Origin of the sequence: Streptomyces sp. NPDC028635 (genome assembly GCF_040637635.1) — a bacterium.
Classification (GTDB): domain Bacteria; phylum Actinomycetota; class Actinomycetes; order Streptomycetales; family Streptomycetaceae; genus Streptomyces.
Genome location: NZ_JBEZWX010000002.1, coordinates 220,823 through 238,748 on the forward strand (window position 1 = coordinate 220,823; position 17,926 = coordinate 238,748).

A 17,926-nucleotide genomic window follows, 5' to 3' on the forward strand; every position below is an offset into this window, starting at 1 on the left:
CCCTCCTCACATCCGGAAGACGCCGAACTGGGGGTCACCCAGGGGCGCGTTGGCGCAGGCCGTCAGGGCGAGCCCGAGGACCTGACGGGTGTCCAGCGGGTCGATGACGCCGTCGTCCCACAGGCGGGCGGTGGCGTAGTAGGCGTTGCCCTGGCGCTCGTACTGCGCCCGGATGGGTGCCTTGAAGTTCTCCTCCTCCTCGGCGGCCCAGTCCTCCCCGCGTGCCTCCATCTGGTCCCGCTTGACGGTGGCGAGCACGGAGGCGGCCTGCTCGCCGCCCATCACGGAGATCTTGGCGTTGGGCCACATCCACAGGAAGCGCGGCGAGTAGGCCCGGCCGCACATGGAGTAGTTGCCCGCGCCGTACGACCCGCCGACGACGACGGTCAGCTTCGGCACGCGCGTGCAGGCCACCGCCGTCACCATCTTCGCGCCGTGCTTGGCGATGCCGCCGGCCTCGTAGTCCTTGCCGACCATGAAGCCGGAGATGTTCTGCAGGAACACCAGCGGGATGCCGCGCTGGTCGCACAGCTCGATGAAGTGCGCGCCCTTCTGGGCGGACTCGGCGAACAGGATGCCGTTGTTGGCGACGATCCCGACGGGGTGGCCCATGATCCTGGCGAACCCGGTGACGAGGGTCTGCCCGAACTCGGACTTGAACTCCGCGAACCGCGACCCGTCGACGACACGGGCGATGACCTCGCGCACGTCGTAGGGGGTGCGGGAGTCGACCGGCACGGCGCCGTAGAGGCCGTACGGGTCGACCTTGGGCTCTGCGGCGGGCGTGACCTGCCAGGGCAGGGAGGTGCGCGCCGGGAGGGTGGCCACGATGTTCCGCACGATCCGCAGGGCGTGCGCGTCGTCCTCCGCGAGGTGGTCGGTGACGCCCGACACGCGGGAGTGGACCTCGCCGCCGCCCAGCTCCTCGGCGGTCACGACCTCACCGGTGGCGGCCTTCACCAGGGGCGGCCCGCCGAGGAAGATGGTCCCCTGATTGCGGACGATGACGGCCTCGTCGCTCATGGCGGGGACGTACGCGCCGCCCGCCGTGCACGACCCGAGCACGGCGGCGATCTGCGGGATCCCGGCGCCGGACATCCGCGCCTGGTTGTAGAAGATCCGGCCGAAGTGGTCGCGGTCGGGGAACACCTCGTCCTGCATCGGCAGGAAGGCCCCGCCGGAGTCGACGAGATAGACGCAGGGCAGGCGGTTGTCCAGCGCCACCTCCTGCGCCCTGAGGTGCTTCTTCACGGTCATCGGGTAGTACGTGCCGCCCTTGACGGTGGCGTCGTTGGCGACGATCACGCACTCCCGGCCGCTGACCCGGCCGATCCCGGCGATCACGCCGGCCGCCGGGGCCTGCCCGTCGTACAGCCCGTCGGCGGCCAGCGGCGCCAGCTCCAGGAACGGCGAGCCCGGGTCGAGCAGTGTGTCCACCCGGTCCCGCGGCAGCAGCTTGCCGCGCGCGGTGTGCCGCGCCCGCGCCTTCTCACCCCCGCCCAGGCGGGCGGCGGCCAGCTTGCCGCGCAGCTCCTCGACGAGGGCGCGGTGCGCCTCCTCGTTGGCCTGCCAGGCCTCCGACGCGGGGTCGGCCGCGCTCGTCAGCTCCGGTGCCTCTTGCATCCTTGCGGTCCCCTCACCCAGCGATCACTGTTAATGAGCGTTAACCATTTCCTCCAGGTTAACGACCGCTAACCGGCCTGTCTAGAATTACGTGCATGGCCACCAGAACCGACGCCCCGACCCGCCGCGACCAGATCCTCAAGGCGGCTGCCCGGCTGTTCGCCGACCGCGGTTTCCACGGCGTCGGCGTGGACGAGATAGGCGCGGCGGTCGGCATCAGCGGCCCCGGCCTCTACCGGCACTTCCCCGGCAAGGACGCGATGCTCGCCGAGCTGCTCGTCGGCATCAGCGGCCGCCTCCTCACCGGCGCGAAGCGCCGCCTGGCCGAGGCGGACGGTGTACCGCCGAGCGCGGTCCTGGACTCCCTGATCGAGGGCCACATCGACTTCGCCCTGGACGACCGCCCCCTGATCACCCTCCACGACCGCGAACTGGACCGCCTGCGCGACAGCGACCGCAAGCTGGTACGCCAGCTCCAGCGCCAGTACGTCGAGCTGTGGGTGGAGGTCGTCCGCGAGGTGTACCCGGGCCTGGCGGAACCGACGGCCCGCTCCGCCGTCCACTCGGTCTTCGGCCTGCTGAACTCCACCCCCCACCTGGGCCGCGGCGGCACGCTCCCCGGCCGCGGGGTGACGGCGGAACTGCTGCACCGGATGGCCCGGGGGGCGTTCTCGGCGGCGGAGGCGTCGTAGGGAGGGCGGGGGAGCTACCAGCGGCAGCTGTCTCCGCCGGGCGTGACGTGAAGGGTGCAGCGTGCGAGGTCGGGCGCCCCCGCCTCCCGCCAGCGCTGCAGGTGCTCTTCCACACTGTCCCACAGGGCGTGCGGGCCGTCCTGCCGGACGGTCCACCGGCGGCCGTCGTGGTGGAGGGCCCACGAGCCGGACGCGACGTCGATCAGGACGTCTTCGCGGCACCCGTCGTGTTCCAGCGTGAGGTGCTGGGCCTCCGGTACGGCCGCCTGCACGACGAACCGGGAGGTCCAGCCGTCGAGAACGTCGGCGCCGACGGAGGTTCCGCGCTCCTGCCCGACGCTCATGTCGGGCAGAAGGCCGAGCGGAGGCGGAAGGTGCGGCCGGGCGAGCATGAAGCTGACCTGACCGCCGAGCAGCGGCCCGGACGCGGTGCCGTCGTCGTGCACGGTCAGCCGCGCCAGCTCCGACGGGCCGAGCCGGCCGCCGACGGTGGCGAGGACGATCCCGCCGGGGCGGGTCTGCGCGATCCAGGCGGGCGGGACGGTCCGTACGCCGCACGTGGCGATGATCCTGTCGTACGGCGCGCCGTCGGCGTAGCCGTCCAGCCCGTCCCCGGTGACGAGTGTCGGGTGGATGCCGAGCCGGCCGAGGGCCGTGCGGGCCCTGGCGGCGACGTCTTCGTCGTACTCGATGGAGGTGACGTTCTCCTCACCGAGCCGCTGGGCGAGCAGGGCGGTGGAGTACCCGGTGCCGGTGCCGATCTCCAGCACGCGCATGCCGGGCTCGACCTGTAGGTCCTCCAGCATGCGCAGGACGAGGGAGGGCAGGGTGCTGGAACTGGTCGGCTCGCGCATGATCCGGCCCCGGATGTCGGCCGGGACGATGGTCCCGGCGACCTGTGTCACCAGCGACTCGTCGCTGTAACAGGTCTCGAGCCAGCCGGGGTCGCTCTCCTGGACGGGCTCCCAGGCGGAGGGCACGGCGTCCTGGACACGGCGGAAGAAGCCGCCACGGAGGAACTCGTGCCGGGGGACGGCTTCGGCGGCCTGCTGCCACGCGGTCGATCGCAGATGGCCGCCCTCGGTCAGCGTGTTGATGAGCGACGCGAGGAGCAGCCGGGCTTGATCGGTCATGACGTCCTCTCCAACAGGTCTGCCAGGGCCGTCAGCATGGGCAGGCCGGTCTCCGTCTGGAGCCAGTACCACTGGCCGCCGGGGTTGCACTCCAGGAACCACCATCGGTCCTCTTGGTCCACGCAGAAGTCGAATGCGCCGAAGACCAGCCCGAAGTGGTGCAAGTAGCGGAGCAGCGCGGACCTGACGCCGGGCGGCGGCTCGACGGGGGTGTAGGTGAGGCGACTGTAGTCGGTGCGCCAGTCGAGGAGGTCCGAGTCGATGCGGACGCAGAACACACGGGAGCCGATGACGGTCACGCGGACGTCGGCTGTCTTGAGTACCCGCTTTTGGAACAGGTGGGCCGTCCCGGCCACGCGCTCGTCGATCTCGTCGGCGGCCACCTCGGCGACGGCGACGACTGACGAGACGCCGTCGACCAAATACACGGGGTTGTGCAGGGGCTTGTAGACGACCGAACCCTGCCGCCTGATGAAGGCCCGGGCGGCGTCCGGGTCGGACGTGATGAGCGTGGGCGGTACGTCGAAGCCGGCCTGGACCGCTGCGGCAAGCCCCGAGGGCTTGAACTCCGCGTCGCCGATGCGGTGCGGGTGGTTGACGTAGACGCAGCCCGGCAGGGAGGCCAGAACACCCCCGAGGCCGTAGCGGGCCTGGGTGACGGCGAATCGTGCGTCCTGCTCGGCGTGGTGCGGGAAGGAGAACCCGGAGGGGCGGCGGTAGTAGAGGGCGCGGATGCGGGACAGGTCCGCCGTACGGGACGGGGTGGAGACACGCCCCCGGAGGCCCTGCTCGGTGATCTCGGCCTCCACCGACAGTGATGCCGGGAAGTCCCCGGAGTCGAGCCGCACGACAGGGACACCCCGGCCGTGCAGCTCGCGGATCACCACGTCGGCGGTGGGGTCGTAGAGGCTGGTGACGACCAGCACCGGACGCGGTCCCGTCACTGGTCGCCGTCGCTGCCGGTGTCGCTGTCCTGCGTCGAGCCGTTGCCGTCGGGGCTAGTCCCCGTGGACGGCGCGGTGCCGGTGCTGGTGCCGTGGCCGGGCATCTCCATGACGTGCCCGTCGGCGTCGAAGAAGACGGTGGCCTGGGTGACCGGGTCGATCTCGGCGCGAGCGTAGTCGGGGGCCATGGTGGGGTACGGGGCCATGCGGCCCAGGCCCCACGGGGCGGGGGTACGGGTGCCGGAGGGCAGTGGCGTGCTGGTCGGGAATCGGTCGGAGTGGACGAACAAGGGGTGCTCCTTCACTGTCGAGCGTGGGTTCTCCGGGGAACTTCGGGGGTGCGACCCTGACCCTGCGGTCGCCGTGGGGGTACGCCTGCGGGGTGTCCGTGCCAGTACCGGAGCACGGACCGGTGGAACGGCGACCGGTGTCACCGTTGGGCGTGGCCCGCGTTCTCGTAGTGGTCGCACAGGGCGCGCAGCACGCGGGCCAGGCGGCGTGCGTGGCCGGCGGGGCCGCCGAAGCGGGGGCTGGGCCCCGCGTCCAGCTTGCGGCGGGCCTCGCCGACGCAGGCGAGAGCGCAGTAGCGGGAGACGCTGTCCTTGGGCAGCCGGGCGGCCCTCTTGGTGACTTCGGGGGTCAGCAATTCCAGGTGGCCGCGCAGAAGGGCCGTGAAAGTTTCCACCTCCGTGAGGGCAGGCAGCGGTAGCTCCGCAGAGTCCTCCGGGCCGAGGACGCGCTCGATGGTCTCCCGCATGGCGGCCAGGTCGAGCGGAGCGGTTGCGGTGCTCACCTGACCGCTGACCCGTCCGGCCCGGCAGGTCGGGCATCCGCACGGCGGGTAAGCGGTCGAGAGCGGCAGGGGCTCGTCGGTGGTCACGACCTTGACTGTCCCCCGGTCCTGGATGACGGTGCCGTAGCGGTCCACTCGGTACACGCGCAGGGTCATCTTGACCCCCGGGTCGTTCGGGGATGTAGCTTGCATGGTGTCGACGCTCCTTCGCAGCGTGGGCCATGCCCCGGGGCCGTGACAGCGGTCGCCGGGGTTCGTGTTGCCCATGCGTCGAAGATCCCTGACCGGCTACAAGTGCGGTATGACCAGCGGGGGTTACCGAAGCGGTAATACACTCGTTGCCGGTTCGTACGGTGCAATGAAGCGCATACGATCACCTGCGGAAGTTGGCCCATGGACGCCATCACCCCCGGCCTGCTCGCGCCCGAAGTCCTCGAACGGGACGACGTGAAACGAGCCCTTGCAGAGCACGACTTCGCTGCGGCCTTTTCCCTCATGAAGAAGTGGGGCGGACTTTCTCAGAACCGCATCGCGGCAGCCTGTCGGCTCACTCCCGGCAAGGTCTCCTCCATCATCGGCGGTCGGCAGCAGGTCACCAGCTTCGAGGTGATCTGTCGTATTGCGGACGGCCTGCACGTTCCCGGGCGCATGATGGGACTTGCCGACCGACCTTGGGAAAGCCGGTCGGAAGCTCTTGACCCCGTCCAGAAACCGGCCACGCGGCCATGCAGCGAGGACTCCTCTTGGCAGCCCTCCACGACCGTGCGCCTGGCCGGTGAACTCACCAGGAGCGATCTTGTGATGGACCGCCGCGCCGCCACTCGCACCCTTGCCGGCGCTACTCTGGCAGGAGCTTCCCTGCTCGACTCCCTCGACGGGTGGTTGGGACCTGCGCGTAACAGCCAATCCGTGCAGCGGCGCGGCCGGCTGAGCGAGCGGCAGGTTCAGGAACTGGAGGCGACAGCGCGAGCCTTCCGCGCATGGGATCACCGCTTTGGCGGCGGACTGCGCCGCAAAGCGGTCGTCGGCCAGCTCAATGAGGTGGCCGGGCATCTTGAGGAGCACCAGTCACCGGGCGTCGAACGCGGCCTGTTCCGGGTCATGGCATACCTCGGGGGTACGGCGGCCACGATGGCGTGGGACTCCGGCCTCCATAAGCAGGCCCAGAATTACTACCTTCTCTCGCTGCGCGCCGCGCACTCCGCCCAAGACGTCGCGTTCGGCGCAAATGTGCTCGCCGGAATGGCACGGCAAATGCTGTATCGCGATCGGCCACAGGACGCGCTCGAACTCGTGCACCTGGCTCAGAAGGGCATGAGTGGGAAGCCGGGCGCACGTCTGTGTGCCATGCTGCACACCAGGGAGGCCTGGGCTTATGCGGCCATGGGGCGGCCGGCAGGATTTAAGCGAGCAACCAGTGAGGCGGCCGAAGCCCTGGCCGGGGTCGGCACCGACGACGAGCCGTACTGGATCATGTACTTCGACGAAGCCGAATTGGCTGGAGTCACGGGCGGGCGTCTTCTCGAGATGGCTCGGCAGGACCCGCCAGCTCATGCGGAAGCGGCCGCGCAGAACATCCGTGGTGCCCTGACGACGCGAGGTGCCGAGGCCGGTCGCAGCTACGCCCTGGACATGATTGGGCTGGCCGAGTGTCACTTCCTGATGGGAGATGTAAGCGGAGCCGTGGACCACTCGCACCGGGCCGCCGATGCCGCCGCCCGCACGCAGTCCAGCCGTGTTCGCGCGCAACTCGGGCAGCTGTACCCGTACATGGTGGGCCGATCCGCTTCACGTAGCGTCGGCGAGGCGCGGGAGAAGATCCGCGAAGTCCTGTCGAGCTGAGGGAGCAACGTGACCACGATCGCCGTGACCGGGCACATGGACCTGACCGACAGCTGCGTGCCCCTGGTCCGCGATGCACTGCGGAAGGCGCTGGAGCCCTACGCCGAGGGGCTGACCGGCGTTTCGTGTATCGCCAAGGGCGCCGATTCCCTGTTCGCCGAAGTCGTCCTGGAACTCGGTGGCCGCCTGGTCGCGGTCGTCCCCTCGCAGGACTACCGGGCGAACAAGGTCAAGCCCGACCATGCCGAGACCTTCGACCGGCTCCTCCAGGCGGCCGGAGAAGTGGTCGTGCTCGATCACCAGTCCGCGAATCGAGCGGCGTACGAGGATGCCAACCGCACGTTGCTCGGCCGAGCTGATCGCCTCGTCGCCGTCTGGAACGGTGAGCCGCCCTCCGGCAAGGGCGGTGGTACAGCGGACACCGTGCTTGAAGCCAGGGAAGCCGGGTTGCCGGTGGACGTCGTCTGGCCGGACGGCGCGGCTCGGGCGAGCTGACGCTGACGCCGCGGACAGGGGTTGGCTGCATGGGACGCACATGCGGGGACGTGGCCGTAAAGCCGCTCGCTTCCGGGTCAGTGTCGTGCTTCCGCGGGCCGCCTCAAGGGCGCTGCGCGTCGGCTTCGCCGATGGCCCTGCGGGCCACCCTTGACCCGGCCCGCTCCAGCACGGGGGAGAAGCGAGCGAGCGGCCCGGGGTGAAGCGCGGCCCGGGTGGGTCGTGGAGCGGGCCGGCCAGGCGGTCGGCCGGGGAGTGGGGCGCAGTGGCGCCTCGCATGGACGCCGGCGGTGGTGCCGGGCCTGCACGTTCGGCCCGGCACCTGGAGGGCCTGCCGGCCCCACGGGAGGGGAATGCTCCGTCTCCCTCAGCGCGGGCAGATCAGAAGATCCAGCCGCCCTGGCCGACCTGGCCGGTGTTGATGTCCATGACCTCTACGGAGAGCTTGTGCACACCGTCTTTGTGGTACTCCGGCCACGTGTTCACCCCGCCGGACCAGCCGGTGTGCGTCAGGCCACCGGTCTGAGTGTTCACCTGCCACAGGTCCACCTTGCACTCGTTGGGCGGCCCGTCGACGTGACCGTAGGCGTACATGTCGGAGTACGGGAGGATGTACGCATGGCAGTTGCCGGCGAACGCATCCCCACCCAGGCCGGCTGCTGACGCGGCGCCGGCCGAGACGGCGAGGAGGCTGGCTGCGGCAATCCCTGCCACAGCGAACTTGATCGTGCGTCCGATTATCACGGTTACTCCTTCGGAGAGAGTGGTGCGTCATGGGGCGGGTGTATGTGGCTCGTGGTTCCCTGACCGGCACAGCGCCGTTCCGGGGGTGTGTGTCCTCATCGTTTCGGTTGGACCTGCGCACGGGTAGCTTTCTCCGCGTGGTGCAAAAGCCCTGGTGAGGGCGTCAAGACCAGGGGGGGTCGTTGATACGCATTCATCTGGGGCCGCAGGGTCTGGGCAAGGTCGGAATCTGCGGTGTCGCCGACTTCGACGCGGAGTTGACCGCTGCCGGGCGTGCCCTCGCCAGTGGCGGCCAGGCCCGCTTGCCACTGGCCCAGCTCTACTCTCGCGGCACCTCCCCGGACCTCGCCGAGGGTGTCGACAGCGTGTACCTCTCCCACTTGTTCGCGCGCCGCAGGCTGACGCCGTTCACCAAAGCCCTGGCCGAGGGAGACGAACACGCCCACGGCGTCCTGGCCGCATCGGTGGACCATCTGCGCAGCACAGCGCTCGACCCGCACCGCTCGAGGATCATGTCGGCGGTGGCGGCCCGCGCCGCCGACTTGTCGCACCTCTACGTTGCCGGCGGTGCCTCAGTCCTGCTGGACCGGCTCGGACACGACATCAGGTTCAGCCATGGCGTGGTGGAGGTGCCGACGGCTTTTGAAGCAGAGCTTGGGCTCGGCGAGCGCTCGCTCCAGATCCAGCCAGTAGCTCTCAGCCGACGGGTCACCCTGGCTGAACCCGCCGGCGATCGTCTGACCCTCCGGATTCCCGCCGGCGCCCCTCCACGCATCGAGCCGGACCACATGGCCGCGCTCCGGTCTCTGCTGGGCGACGGCAGAGCGGAGGTACTCGCAGCGATCGTCACGTCAGGGGGCGTCACCGGACGGCAGTTGGCCTCGCTGCTCGGGGTGTCGGACGCGGCGGTCAGCCGCTGTGCCGCCGTGCTGAGGCAGGCGGGCCTGATTCGGACGCTGCGCACGGGGCAAGCCGTCAGGCACGTAGCCACAGCCCTTGGCCACCACCTGGCGCAGCCGAGTCGATCTCCGTTGTAGTCGCGACATCTCCAAGACTCTGACCTTGGTGCTCCAAGGCACCCGCAGGTTCCAGACCTTGCCCACGCATCGTCGGCTCCTCCGGACGGAGGCCGGCGGTGCCTCCGACCGCCTTGGCCGCGCCGAGGGACGGGTCTCGCTCGGCTTCGTCGAACCGCACGTCCGGGACGTGGACGTGGGGCCGCTCGCTTCCCGGTCGGTGTCGTGCCCGCACGGGAAGAGCGAGCGAGCGGCCCCGGGGCGTGGTGGGGGGCGCCCACCTGCGGTGGAGGCGTGGGCTTCCGTCCGCCTCGAACGCGTGATCTGATGCCCCGACAGTGATCAAAAGGGGGGAGTCGTCATGGTCGGTGTGGGTCGCAGAGCCGCGGGAGTGGGGGTGCGGCGGGGCGTCGTCGTCGCTGCCGCGTTGATGGTGGTGACGGGGGTCGCCGGGGGTGACCGGGCTCAGGCCTGGGCGCAGGGGCGGGGCCTCGACGCACGTGGGGGCGGTGAGATCGGTTCCGAGCACGTCCGGGTCGGTGGTGAGTACTGGGTGAGCATGCCCCTGCCGGACAGCGTCAGCGCGGAACCGCTCACCGTGGTGCGGGCCCGTTGGTTGCACGTTCCGCGAGGGCTGCGGGTGCTGCGCTACGGGGTGACGGACGCCGACCACGACGGCATCTGCATGCTCGGCGTCGGCGACGACGCGGCGTTCGCGCTGGCGGCGCGCGATGTCCGGGCTCTGGACGAGCGGCCGGTCCGGGTGCCCGCCCACGGCCGGGCCGGCGCCTGTCTGCTGGCCCGCGTCGAGGTGACCGCCCCGGTGCACGACAACCTCGCCGGTTACCGGGTCTGGTACCGCCAGGGCGCCGTCGTCTACCGGCAGGACGTCGCGAGGGAAGCCGGTCTGCGGCTCAGGCCCGAGGAGGAGTGACCCCCGGCCTCCCTCACCGGGTGACGGTCGGCACGAGGACCACCAGGACCGTGCCGGCCGTGAGCGCCGACCCCAGGACCGTGAACAGCCTGTCGACCGAGGGTGTGTCCCAGCCCTGGATGAGGAACCGCTGCGGCTTCGCCGGGTCGTAGCGGATCTCGACCGTGGCGCCGACGCCGAAGCGCGGGCCGACCGTGCCACGGCCGAAGCGGGACGCGTGCGTGCACGCGCGGCCGTCCTGGGTCGTCCACGTCGCGACCGGGTGGTGGAACCTGGCGCCTTCGTCGCTGCGCCAGGTGTCGTGGCGGACGATCCGGCCCCGCGTGGTGACACCGGTGCGGCGCAGCGCTTGCGCCCGGCGCCGTCCGGAGATGCCGAAGGCGAGGAAGCCCGCGCCGACCGTGAGCGGGATGAGCGAGAAGAGCCAGACGGGGTGCATGCCCTGTGCGACGCGGGGACGGGCGGCCCGGTTGCGGCCGGGGCGTGACCAGCGTTACCCCCCGCCGTCTCTGGACGCATTCCCTACTCGCCGGTACCGTTGGTCTGAGCAAGCGCTTAGACAGTCGACGTACGTGGAGGTGGCGGCCGTGCGCCGTACGGTGTTCAACGAGGATCACGAGGCGTTCCGGGAGACCCTCCGCGCCTTCATCGAGGCCGAGGTCGTCCCCGTCTACGACGAGTGGTTCACCGCCGGCCAGGCCCCCCGTGACTTCTACTACAAGCTCGGTGAGCTGGGCATCTTCGGCATCAACGTGCCCGAGGAGTTCGGCGGCGCCGGTCTGGACAGCCACAAGTTCGAGGCCGTCCTGTACGAGGAGACCGCCCGCGCGGGCGTCCAGTTCGGCGGCTCCGGCGTGCACGTGCTGCTCGCCCTGCCGTACATCAAGATGCTGGCCACGGACGAGCAGAAGAAGCGCTACCTGCCGAAGTTCGTCACCGGCGAGGAGATGTGGGCCATCGCCATGACCGAGCCGGGCACCGGTTCGGACCTGGCGGGCATGAAGTCGACCGCCAAGCTCTCCGAGGACGGCACGCACTACGTCCTCAACGGCGCCAAGACCTTCATCACCGGTGGCGTCCACGCCGACCGCGTGATCGTCTGCGCCCGTACCGCCGCGCCGACCGCCGAGGACCGCCGCCACGGCATCTCCCTGTTCGCCGTGGACACCAAGTCCGAGGGCTACTCCATCGGCCGCAAGCTCGACAAGCTGGGCCTGCGCACCTCCGACACCGCCGAGTTGGCGTTCGTCGACGTGAAGGTGCCCGTCGAGGACCTGCTCGGCGAGGAGAACAAGGGCTTCTACTACCTCGGCCACAACCTCGCCTCCGAGCGCTGGGGCATCGCCTTCGGCGCCTACGCGCAGGCCAAGGCCGCCGTCCGGTTCGCCAAGCAGTACGTGCAGGAGCGCACCGTCTTCGGCAAGCCCGTCGCGCACTTCCAGAACACCAAGTTCGAGCTGGCCGCCTGCCAGGCCGAGGTGGACGCCGCCGAGGCCGTCGCCGACCGCGCCACCGAGGCGCTGGACGCCGGTGAGCTGACCCCCGCCGAGGCCGCCTCCGCCAAGCTGTTCTGCACCGAGGTCGCCCACCGCGTCATCGACCGCTGCCTCCAGCTGCACGGCGGCTACGGCTACATGAACGAGTACCCGATCGCCCGCCTGTACGCGGACAACCGCGTCAACCGCATCTACGGCGGCACCAGCGAGATCATGAAGTCGATCATCGCCAAGGACATGGGTCTGTAGGACGCCGGGAATCGCTGGCCGTACAACTACTGCCATGAGCCAGGCACTCCAGGATCTCCTCGATCTGCTCGATCTCGAGCAGATCGAGGAGAACATCTTCCGCGGCCGGTCCCGCTCCGCCGTCGTCCCCCGCGTCTTCGGCGGGCAGGTCGCGGCCCAGGCGCTGGTCGCCGCCGGGCGGACGGTCCCCGCGGACCGGCTCGCCCACTCGCTCCACGCGTACTTCCTGCGCATGGGCGACCCGGGCGCGCCCATCGTCTACGACGTCGAGCGCATCCGCGACGGCCGTTCCTTCACGACCCGGCGCGTGGTCGCGATCCAGCACGGCCGGCCGATCTTCTCCCTGTCCGCCTCCTTCCAGGCGTACGAGGAGGGGCTCGACCACCAGGCCCCCATGCCGCCCGCGCCGGACCCGGCGGCGCTGCCCACCTCGCAGGAGCGGCTGCGCGGCTACGACCACCTCGAGCCGGAGGTCGTCGAACGCTTCCTCGAAGCACGCGAGGCGATCGACCTCAGATACGTGGACGAGCCGCCGTACGGCCGCTTCGGCGCGCCGCGCGAGCCGCACTCGCAGGTGTGGTTCCGCACCAACGGCAAGCTCGACGACGACCCCCTGCTGCACGTCGTGCTCGCGACCTACGTCTCCGACATGACCCTGCTCGACTCCGTGCTGCTCGCGCACGGGCGCGGCGGCTGGGCCGTCGGCGACGTGGTCGGCGCCTCGCTGGACCACGCCATGTGGTTCCACCGGCCCTTCCGCGCCGACGAGTGGCTGCTGTACGACCAGGAGTCCCCGTCGGCGTCCGGCGGCCGGGGGCTGGGCCAGGCGCGGATCTACACGCAGGACGGGCGGCTGGCCATCTCGGTGATCCAGGAGGGCGTGGTCCGCGTTCCCCGCGAACACTGAGGGCCGTCCCGGGAACACTGAGGGGCATGGCCCCAGTACAGCAGCAGGCGGAAGACGAGCGTCCCGGCGGCGAGTCCACGGTCACCGTGATCGTCGCCGCCCTCGCCAATCTCGGGATCGCCCTGGCGAAAGCGGTCGCCGGGGTGATCAGCGGTTCCAGCGCGATGCTGTCCGAGGCCGCGCACTCGGTCGCCGACACGGTCACCGAGGTGCTGCTGCTCACCTCCCTCAAACGCAGCGGGAAACCCGCCGACGAGGACCATCCGCTCGGCTACGGGCCCGAGCGGTACATCTGGGCGCTGCTGGCGGCCGTCGCCACCTTCGTCGGCGGCGCCGTCTTCTCCCTCTACGACGGCGTGCACACCCTCCTCGCGGGCGAGGAACTCGGTGATCCGCTCGTGTCGTACCTCGTCCTCGCCGTGGCCTTCCTGCTGGAAGGGTTCTCGCTGCGGACCGGCGTGCGGCAGGCGCGCGCCGAGGCGGCCCGGCTCGACGTGCCGTTCCGGCACTATCTGCGGCGCACGCCCGACACCGCCGTGAAGGCGGTCGTGCTGGAGGACTCCGCCGCGCTGATCGGCCTGGTGCTGGCCGCGCTCGGGCTGCTCGGCGGGCAGCTCACCGGCTCGGGCGTGTGGGACGCGCTCGCGTCCCTGTGCATCGGTGTGCTGCTGCTCTACGTCGCCTGGGTGCTGGGCCGCTCCAACGCCGAGCTGCTGATCGGGCGGCCGCTGCCCGAGCCGGTGCGGGAGCGGATCCGGGCCGAGCTGCTGGCCGTGGACGAGATCGAGGCCGTACTGGAGCTGACCACGCTGGTGCAGGGGCCGCGCGAGGCCCTGGTGGCGGCGAAGGTCGACTTCCGGGACGTGTCCACGGCCGGGCAGATCGAGCGGGCCTGCGAGCAGGCCGAGCGCCGGCTGCGGGAGCTGCTTCCCGCGATCGGCCGGGTCTACCTGGACCCGACGCCGGGCAGGCAGGCGCAGGCCCCCGCGTCGGCACCGCAGGTCAGGACAGACCCGCCTGGTCCAGCAGATACGCCGTCATCGGGTCGTAGTGGCGCGGGCTGACCACGTGGTCGTCGAGCGGCACCGTCACCTGCACGGTGCCCTCGGCCTCGGCGAGGAAGAGCGCCGGGTCGTTGCAGTCGGCGTACCCGACGGAGTCCACGCCGTGCTGGCCGGCGTAACCGGCCCATCCGTGGTCGGCGACGACCAGGTCGGGCAGCGGCCGCCCCTCGCGTTCCAGGCCGGTCAGGATCGCCCGCATCGGCTCGCCCGAGTGGGTGTGCCACAGCGACGCCCCGTGCTCCAGCACGGCCACGTCGGCGAACTGCATGACGTACCCCTCCTCGGTGCTCAGGCCCTCGGGGATGACGACGATCTCGCAGCCCGCGGCCCGCAGCGCGGCGGCCGTGGCGCGGTGCACGTCGAGCAGGCCGCCGGGGTGCCCGGTGGCGAACAGCACCCGCTGCCCGCCGTCGGCCGCCTTGCGCAGCCGTCCCGCCATGCGCTCCAGGGCGTCGACGGTCAGCTCGGGGTCGATGGTGTCCTGGCCGTAGCGGTACTCGGGATCGTCGTTGACGCCGGCCCGTTCCGCCATCACCGCGAGGACGTCCTGCTCGTCGCTCCAGCGGTCGCCGAGCTCCAGGCCGAGCCAGTAGTGACGGTTGCCGTTCGCCAGCTGCCGGTAGTGGGAGAGGTTGTTCTCGCGGGGCGTGGCGACGTCGCCCGCGATACGGGTGCGGACGAGGTGGGCGACGAGTTCGGCGCGGCTGGGCGTCCCGGGTATCGGCATGGGCACCATTGTGAGGCAGATCGCTGTGCGAGCCGATGGCGTACCGGCGGCTGGGACGCGCGTCACGTGCCGGTACCGGGCCGCGCTGGTGGCCCGGGCGGCCTCACAGATGCTTAAGCGCCAGCCACAGCTCCATCCGGACGTCCGTGTCGTCCAGGTCGGCGTCGAGCAGGGCCGCGCAGCGGGCGATGCGCTGGCGGACGGTGTTGCGGTGCACGGACAGGGCGACGGCGGTGCGGTCCCAGCTGCCGTGCAGGGACAGCCAGGTGCGCAGGGTCTCGGTGAGGGCGGGGGTGAGCGGGGCGAGCAGGGTGCGGGCGTGCGCGGCGGCCTCCTCGGCGGGCAGCAGGTCGGCCAGCGCGGGGCGGGTGTCGTGGTGGACCAGCGGGGCGCGGCCGGCGCGGGCGCGGGCCAGCGCGCGGGCCGCCTGGCGGTCGGCGGCCGCCCAGTCGGCCGGCCCGGCGGGCGCGCTCACGCCGAGGACCCAGCCGGGCTGCTCCGGCACCTCGTGACCGGCGGGCACCAGCAGGCGTACGACGTCGTCGGTCAGGTCGACCAGCGGGGTGCCGAGGGCCGCGCCGAGCGCGGAGGCGGCCACCGGGTCCGGGGCCTGGGTGTCGGAGTGGGCGTGCACGACGGCGGCGGGGCCCGTGCCCAGCAGCGGCGCCACCTCCTCGGGCGCCGCGCCCAGCAGCAGCCGGACCAGGGCGGAGGAGCGGGCGGCACCGGTGCCGCTCTGCTGCTCGCCGGTGAGCAGGGTGAGCAGGACGGCGGCGACCGAGGCGATGGTGTGGTCGGCGGGGTCGCGCTGCGGGGCGGCGACGCCGAGCGCGAAGCCGTGGCCGGCGCCGAGGGCGTAGGCGGCGAGGTGGACGCCGGCCGCGGTGTCGGTGGCGGTGGTGGTGGAGCGGCCGGTGACCACGGTGGCCAGCTCGGCCAGCGCGCCCATGGCCCCCTCGGGCTGCTCCCGGCCCGCCTCGGCGATCCGGGCGCCCTCCGGGCCGTACAGCACCGCCCGGCCGCCCACCCGCTGGGCGAGCTGGCGCAGCACCGACGGCACCGGGTCGGGGCGGGCCGCGGCGGCGGCCAGGGACTGCTGGGCCTCGGTCACCCGGCGCAGCTCGGCGAGGCGGGCCTGAGCCATCAGCTGCCACACCGCGCGGGCGACGCCGGAGAACGTCGTCTGCGGCGGGACCTCCAGCAGCGGCAGCCCGTGCGCCTCGCACGCCTCCACCAGGGCGCGCGGCACGGTGTCGTGCACGGGCGCCACCCCGAAACCGAGGGCCGCGCCGCCGGCGGCGACGATCCGGGAGACGTAGTCGCCGAAGTAGTGCCCGAGGCTCCCGTCCGCGACCGCGGCCTGCGGCACGTGCACGCCCGCGGTCAGCAGCAGCTCGCCGCCCAGCAGGTAGGGGTAGGGGTCGGCCATCTCCGAGGTGTGCGCCCAGCGGATGGCGATACCCGGATCGCGGGGCCCGGCGATCTGCCGCAGCGCCAGGTCCTCACGGGCAAGGAGGGACGTGAGGGGAACGGGTGGCGTGGGGGGTACGGCCTGCTCCGGCATGGTGTGCACTCCCTCCACCCTCCGGTCGGACGAATGGAGGAAACGTACACTTCGCAGTCGCTTTTCGGCCACCTAGTGTCAGTCGGGAACCGGCAGCCGCGGGTACGGGCGGATGTCCCCGCGAACCGCTGCCGACTCTCCCGACTTTCACGACACGCCACCGAGAACGGTGGAAGGAGACCCCATGGCCGTCGACTACACAGTCATCGTCCTGTACTTGGCCGGCATGCTGGCCATGGGCTGGTGGGGCATGCGCCGCGCCAAGTCGAAGAGCGACTTCCTGGTGGCGGGCCGCCGCCTGGGGCCCGCGATGTACTCCGGCACGATGGCGGCCATCGTCCTCGGCGGCGCCTCCACCATCGGCGGCGTGGGCCTCGGCTACCAGTACGGCCTCTCCGGCGCCTGGATGGTCTTCACCATCGGCCTCGGCCTGCTCGCCCTGTCGGTCTTCTTCTCGGCGCGCATCGCCCGGCTGAAGGTCTACACCGTCTCCGAGATGCTCGACCTGCGCTACGGCGGCCGGGCCGGCGTCATCTCCGGCGTGGTCATGTGGGCGTACACCCTGATGCTCGCGGTGACCTCCACCATCGCCTACGCCACCATCTTCGACGTCCTGTTCGACATGAACCGGACGGTGGCGATCATCCTCGGCGGCGCGATCGTCGTCGCCTACTCCACGCTCGGCGGCATGTGGTCGATCACGCTGACCGACATGGTCCAGTTCGTCGTGAAGACCATCGGCGTGCTGCTCCTGCTGCTGCCCATCGCGGTGGTCAAGGCGGGCGGCTTCTCCGAGATGAAGGCCAAGCTGCCGACCTCGTACTTCGACCCGCTGGGCATCGGCGGCGAGACGATCTTCACCTATGTGCTGATCTACACCTTCGGCATGCTGATCGGCCAGGACATCTGGCAGCGCGTGTTCACCGCCCGCAGCGACCGGACGGCCCGCTACGGCGGCACCGTCGCCGGCACCTACTGCCTGCTCTACGCCCTCGCCGGCGCGGTCATCGGCACCGCCGCCAAGGTCATGTACCCCAAGCTCGGCAGCCCGGACGACGCCTTCGCCACCATCGTCAAGGACGAACTCCCCATCGGTGTGCGCGGCCTGGTGCTCGCCGCCGCCCTCGCCGCCGTGATGTCGACCTCCTCCGGCGCGCTGATCGCCTGCGCCACCGTCGCCAACAACGACATCTGGTCCCGGCTGCGCGGCGTGGTCAAGCGAGGCGGCGAGGAACACGACGAGGTCAAGGGCAACCGCGCCTTCATCCTGATCATGGGCATCGCCGTGATCTGCACGGCCATCGCCCTCAACAACGTCGTCGAGGCGCTGACCGTGGCGTACAACCTGCTCGTGGGCGGCCTGCTGGTGCCCATCCTCGGCGGTCTGCTGTGGAAGCGCGGCACCGTGCAGGGCGCGCTCGCCGCCGTGATCGTCGGCGGTCTCGCCGTCATCGGCCTGATGGCCGGCTACGGCATCCTCGCCAACGAGCCCGTCTACTACGGCCTGCTGGCCTCCCTCGCCGCCTACGTCGTCGTCTCCCTGGCGACGAAGCCCACCGACGAGGCCGTCCTGGCCGCCTGGCGCGACCGCCTGGCCGGCCGGGCCCCCGAACCCGTGTCCGAACCGGTCCCGGCTCACCAGTAGAGTCGGGAAGGACCAAGCAGTACATACGCGATGAAGCGTAGGAAAGAAGGCAGTTCAC

At 71.2% G+C, this 17,926-nt stretch carries 18 protein-coding genes; 9 read left to right on the forward strand and 9 right to left on the reverse strand.

What is annotated here, in order from left to right:
• Positions 1 to 6: 6 nt before the first annotated feature.
• Complete coding sequence (locus AB0E88_RS03185) at positions 7 to 1,623, reverse strand: carboxyl transferase domain-containing protein (RefSeq protein WP_361622878.1); 1,617 nt, start codon at positions 1,621 to 1,623, stop codon at positions 7 to 9.
• A 95-nt stretch (positions 1,624 to 1,718) separates the two neighbouring features.
• Between AB0E88_RS03185 and AB0E88_RS03190 the strand changes: the two genes are divergently transcribed.
• Complete coding sequence (locus AB0E88_RS03190; protein WP_361622881.1) at positions 1,719 to 2,315, forward strand: TetR/AcrR family transcriptional regulator; 597 nt, start codon at positions 1,719 to 1,721, stop codon at positions 2,313 to 2,315.
• A gap of 14 nt (positions 2,316 to 2,329) precedes the next feature.
• Here the strand turns inward: AB0E88_RS03190 and tgmC are convergent, their stop codons facing one another.
• The 4 genes from tgmC to AB0E88_RS03210 all read right to left on the reverse strand — a co-directional run bounded on the left by tgmC (position 2,330) and on the right by AB0E88_RS03210 (position 5,377).
• The gene (tgmC, locus tag AB0E88_RS03195; protein WP_361622884.1) at positions 2,330 to 3,448 is read right to left on the reverse strand and encodes an ATP-grasp peptide maturase system methyltransferase; all 1,119 of its coding nucleotides are present in this window, start codon (positions 3,446 to 3,448) and stop codon (positions 2,330 to 2,332) included.
• Positions 3,445 to 4,392 (reverse strand): ATP-grasp ribosomal peptide maturase, encoded by a 948-nt coding sequence (tgmB, locus tag AB0E88_RS03200; RefSeq protein WP_361622887.1) that lies wholly within the window; start codon positions 4,390 to 4,392, stop codon positions 3,445 to 3,447. The genes tgmC and tgmB overlap by 4 nt, the downstream gene beginning before the upstream one ends.
• Entirely contained in the window at positions 4,389 to 4,682 is a 294-nt protein-coding gene (gene tgmA / locus AB0E88_RS03205; protein WP_361622890.1) for a putative ATP-grasp-modified RiPP, read from the reverse strand. Before tgmA ends, tgmB begins: the two co-directional genes overlap by 4 nt.
• 140 nt (positions 4,683 to 4,822) lie before the next feature.
• Positions 4,823 to 5,377: a DUF6415 family natural product biosynthesis protein gene (locus AB0E88_RS03210; RefSeq protein WP_361622893.1), complete on the reverse strand. Its 555-nt coding sequence runs from the start codon at positions 5,375 to 5,377 to the stop codon at positions 4,823 to 4,825.
• Between the two features lie 201 nt (positions 5,378 to 5,578).
• On the opposite strand from AB0E88_RS03210, the gene AB0E88_RS03215 reads away from it, so the two are divergent.
• On the forward strand, positions 5,579 to 7,027 hold the full coding sequence (locus tag AB0E88_RS03215; protein ID WP_361622896.1) for a helix-turn-helix transcriptional regulator: 1,449 nt from the start codon (positions 5,579 to 5,581) through the stop codon (positions 7,025 to 7,027).
• 9 nt (positions 7,028 to 7,036) lie between these two features.
• Complete coding sequence (locus tag AB0E88_RS03220) at positions 7,037 to 7,522, forward strand: hypothetical protein (protein ID WP_361622899.1); 486 nt, start codon at positions 7,037 to 7,039, stop codon at positions 7,520 to 7,522.
• 381 nt (positions 7,523 to 7,903) lie between these two features.
• On the opposite strand, the gene AB0E88_RS03225 is transcribed toward AB0E88_RS03220, so the two are convergent.
• The gene (locus tag AB0E88_RS03225) at positions 7,904 to 8,266 is read right to left on the reverse strand and encodes a hypothetical protein (RefSeq protein WP_361622902.1); all 363 of its coding nucleotides are present in this window, start codon (positions 8,264 to 8,266) and stop codon (positions 7,904 to 7,906) included.
• A gap of 182 nt (positions 8,267 to 8,448) precedes the next feature.
• Here AB0E88_RS03225 and AB0E88_RS03230 point away from each other — a divergent pair, with 182 nt between their 5' ends.
• Positions 8,449 to 9,303, forward strand: coding sequence for a helix-turn-helix domain-containing protein (locus AB0E88_RS03230; protein WP_361622905.1), 855 nt, complete (start codon positions 8,449 to 8,451; stop codon positions 9,301 to 9,303).
• A gap of 340 nt (positions 9,304 to 9,643) precedes the next feature.
• Complete coding sequence (locus tag AB0E88_RS03235) at positions 9,644 to 10,216, forward strand: hypothetical protein (RefSeq protein ID WP_361622908.1); 573 nt, start codon at positions 9,644 to 9,646, stop codon at positions 10,214 to 10,216.
• A gap of 13 nt (positions 10,217 to 10,229) precedes the next feature.
• On the opposite strand, the gene AB0E88_RS03240 is transcribed toward AB0E88_RS03235, so the two are convergent.
• A complete protein-coding gene (locus AB0E88_RS03240) occupies positions 10,230 to 10,655 on the reverse strand; it encodes a DUF3592 domain-containing protein (protein ID WP_361622911.1) in 426 nt (141 codons plus the stop codon).
• A 148-nt stretch (positions 10,656 to 10,803) separates the two neighbouring features.
• On the opposite strand from AB0E88_RS03240, the gene AB0E88_RS03245 reads away from it, so the two are divergent.
• From AB0E88_RS03245 to AB0E88_RS03255, 3 genes are read left to right on the forward strand one after another with little or no spacing between them, the layout of a single operon-like run.
• Positions 10,804 to 11,961, forward strand: a complete 1,158-nt coding sequence (locus AB0E88_RS03245; protein ID WP_361622914.1) for an acyl-CoA dehydrogenase family protein — start codon at positions 10,804 to 10,806, stop codon at positions 11,959 to 11,961.
• A 34-nt stretch (positions 11,962 to 11,995) separates the two neighbouring features.
• Complete coding sequence (gene tesB / locus AB0E88_RS03250) at positions 11,996 to 12,868, forward strand: acyl-CoA thioesterase II (protein ID WP_361622917.1); 873 nt, start codon at positions 11,996 to 11,998, stop codon at positions 12,866 to 12,868.
• A gap of 26 nt (positions 12,869 to 12,894) precedes the next feature.
• Positions 12,895 to 13,932: a cation diffusion facilitator family transporter gene (locus tag AB0E88_RS03255; RefSeq protein ID WP_361622920.1), complete on the forward strand. Its 1,038-nt coding sequence runs from the start codon at positions 12,895 to 12,897 to the stop codon at positions 13,930 to 13,932.
• On the opposite strand, the gene AB0E88_RS03260 is transcribed toward AB0E88_RS03255, so the two are convergent.
• Positions 13,871 to 14,659: a phosphatase gene (locus tag AB0E88_RS03260; RefSeq protein WP_361622923.1), complete on the reverse strand. Its 789-nt coding sequence runs from the start codon at positions 14,657 to 14,659 to the stop codon at positions 13,871 to 13,873. The two genes, AB0E88_RS03255 and AB0E88_RS03260, sit on opposite strands and share 62 nt — an antisense overlap.
• Before the next feature lie 103 nt (positions 14,660 to 14,762).
• Complete coding sequence (locus tag AB0E88_RS03265) at positions 14,763 to 16,223, reverse strand: PucR family transcriptional regulator ligand-binding domain-containing protein (protein WP_361622926.1); 1,461 nt, start codon at positions 16,221 to 16,223, stop codon at positions 14,763 to 14,765.
• Positions 16,224 to 16,407: 184 nt separating this feature from the next.
• On the opposite strand from AB0E88_RS03265, the gene AB0E88_RS03270 reads away from it, so the two are divergent.
• Positions 16,408 to 17,868: a sodium:solute symporter gene (locus AB0E88_RS03270; protein WP_361622929.1), complete on the forward strand. Its 1,461-nt coding sequence runs from the start codon at positions 16,408 to 16,410 to the stop codon at positions 17,866 to 17,868.
• Positions 17,869 to 17,926 lie beyond the last annotated feature (58 nt).

What these genes read in the sequence shown, in the direction of transcription:
- AB0E88_RS03265 (WP_361622926.1), bottom strand. Translation starts at nt 16,223, where the DNA reads ATGCCGGAGCAGGCCGTACCCCCCACGCCACCCGTTCCCCTCACGTCC.
- AB0E88_RS03215 (WP_361622896.1), top strand. Translation starts at nt 5,579, where the DNA reads ATGGACGCCATCACCCCCGGCCTGCTCGCGCCCGAAGTCCTCGAACGG.
- AB0E88_RS03210 (WP_361622893.1), bottom strand. Translation starts at nt 5,377, where the DNA reads ATGCAAGCTACATCCCCGAACGACCCGGGGGTCAAGATGACCCTGCGC.
- AB0E88_RS03255 (WP_361622920.1), top strand. Translation starts at nt 12,895, where the DNA reads ATGGCCCCAGTACAGCAGCAGGCGGAAGACGAGCGTCCCGGCGGCGAG.
- AB0E88_RS03240 (WP_361622911.1), bottom strand. Translation starts at nt 10,655, where the DNA reads ATGCACCCCGTCTGGCTCTTCTCGCTCATCCCGCTCACGGTCGGCGCG.
- AB0E88_RS03185 (WP_361622878.1), bottom strand. Translation starts at nt 1,623, where the DNA reads ATGCAAGAGGCACCGGAGCTGACGAGCGCGGCCGACCCCGCGTCGGAG.
- AB0E88_RS03235 (WP_361622908.1), top strand. Translation starts at nt 9,644, where the DNA reads ATGGTCGGTGTGGGTCGCAGAGCCGCGGGAGTGGGGGTGCGGCGGGGC.
- tgmC (WP_361622884.1), bottom strand. Translation starts at nt 3,448, where the DNA reads ATGACCGATCAAGCCCGGCTGCTCCTCGCGTCGCTCATCAACACGCTG.
- AB0E88_RS03260 (WP_361622923.1), bottom strand. Translation starts at nt 14,659, where the DNA reads ATGCCGATACCCGGGACGCCCAGCCGCGCCGAACTCGTCGCCCACCTC.
- AB0E88_RS03190 (WP_361622881.1), top strand. Translation starts at nt 1,719, where the DNA reads ATGGCCACCAGAACCGACGCCCCGACCCGCCGCGACCAGATCCTCAAG.
- tesB (WP_361622917.1), top strand. Translation starts at nt 11,996, where the DNA reads ATGAGCCAGGCACTCCAGGATCTCCTCGATCTGCTCGATCTCGAGCAG.
- AB0E88_RS03270 (WP_361622929.1), top strand. Translation starts at nt 16,408, where the DNA reads ATGGCCGTCGACTACACAGTCATCGTCCTGTACTTGGCCGGCATGCTG.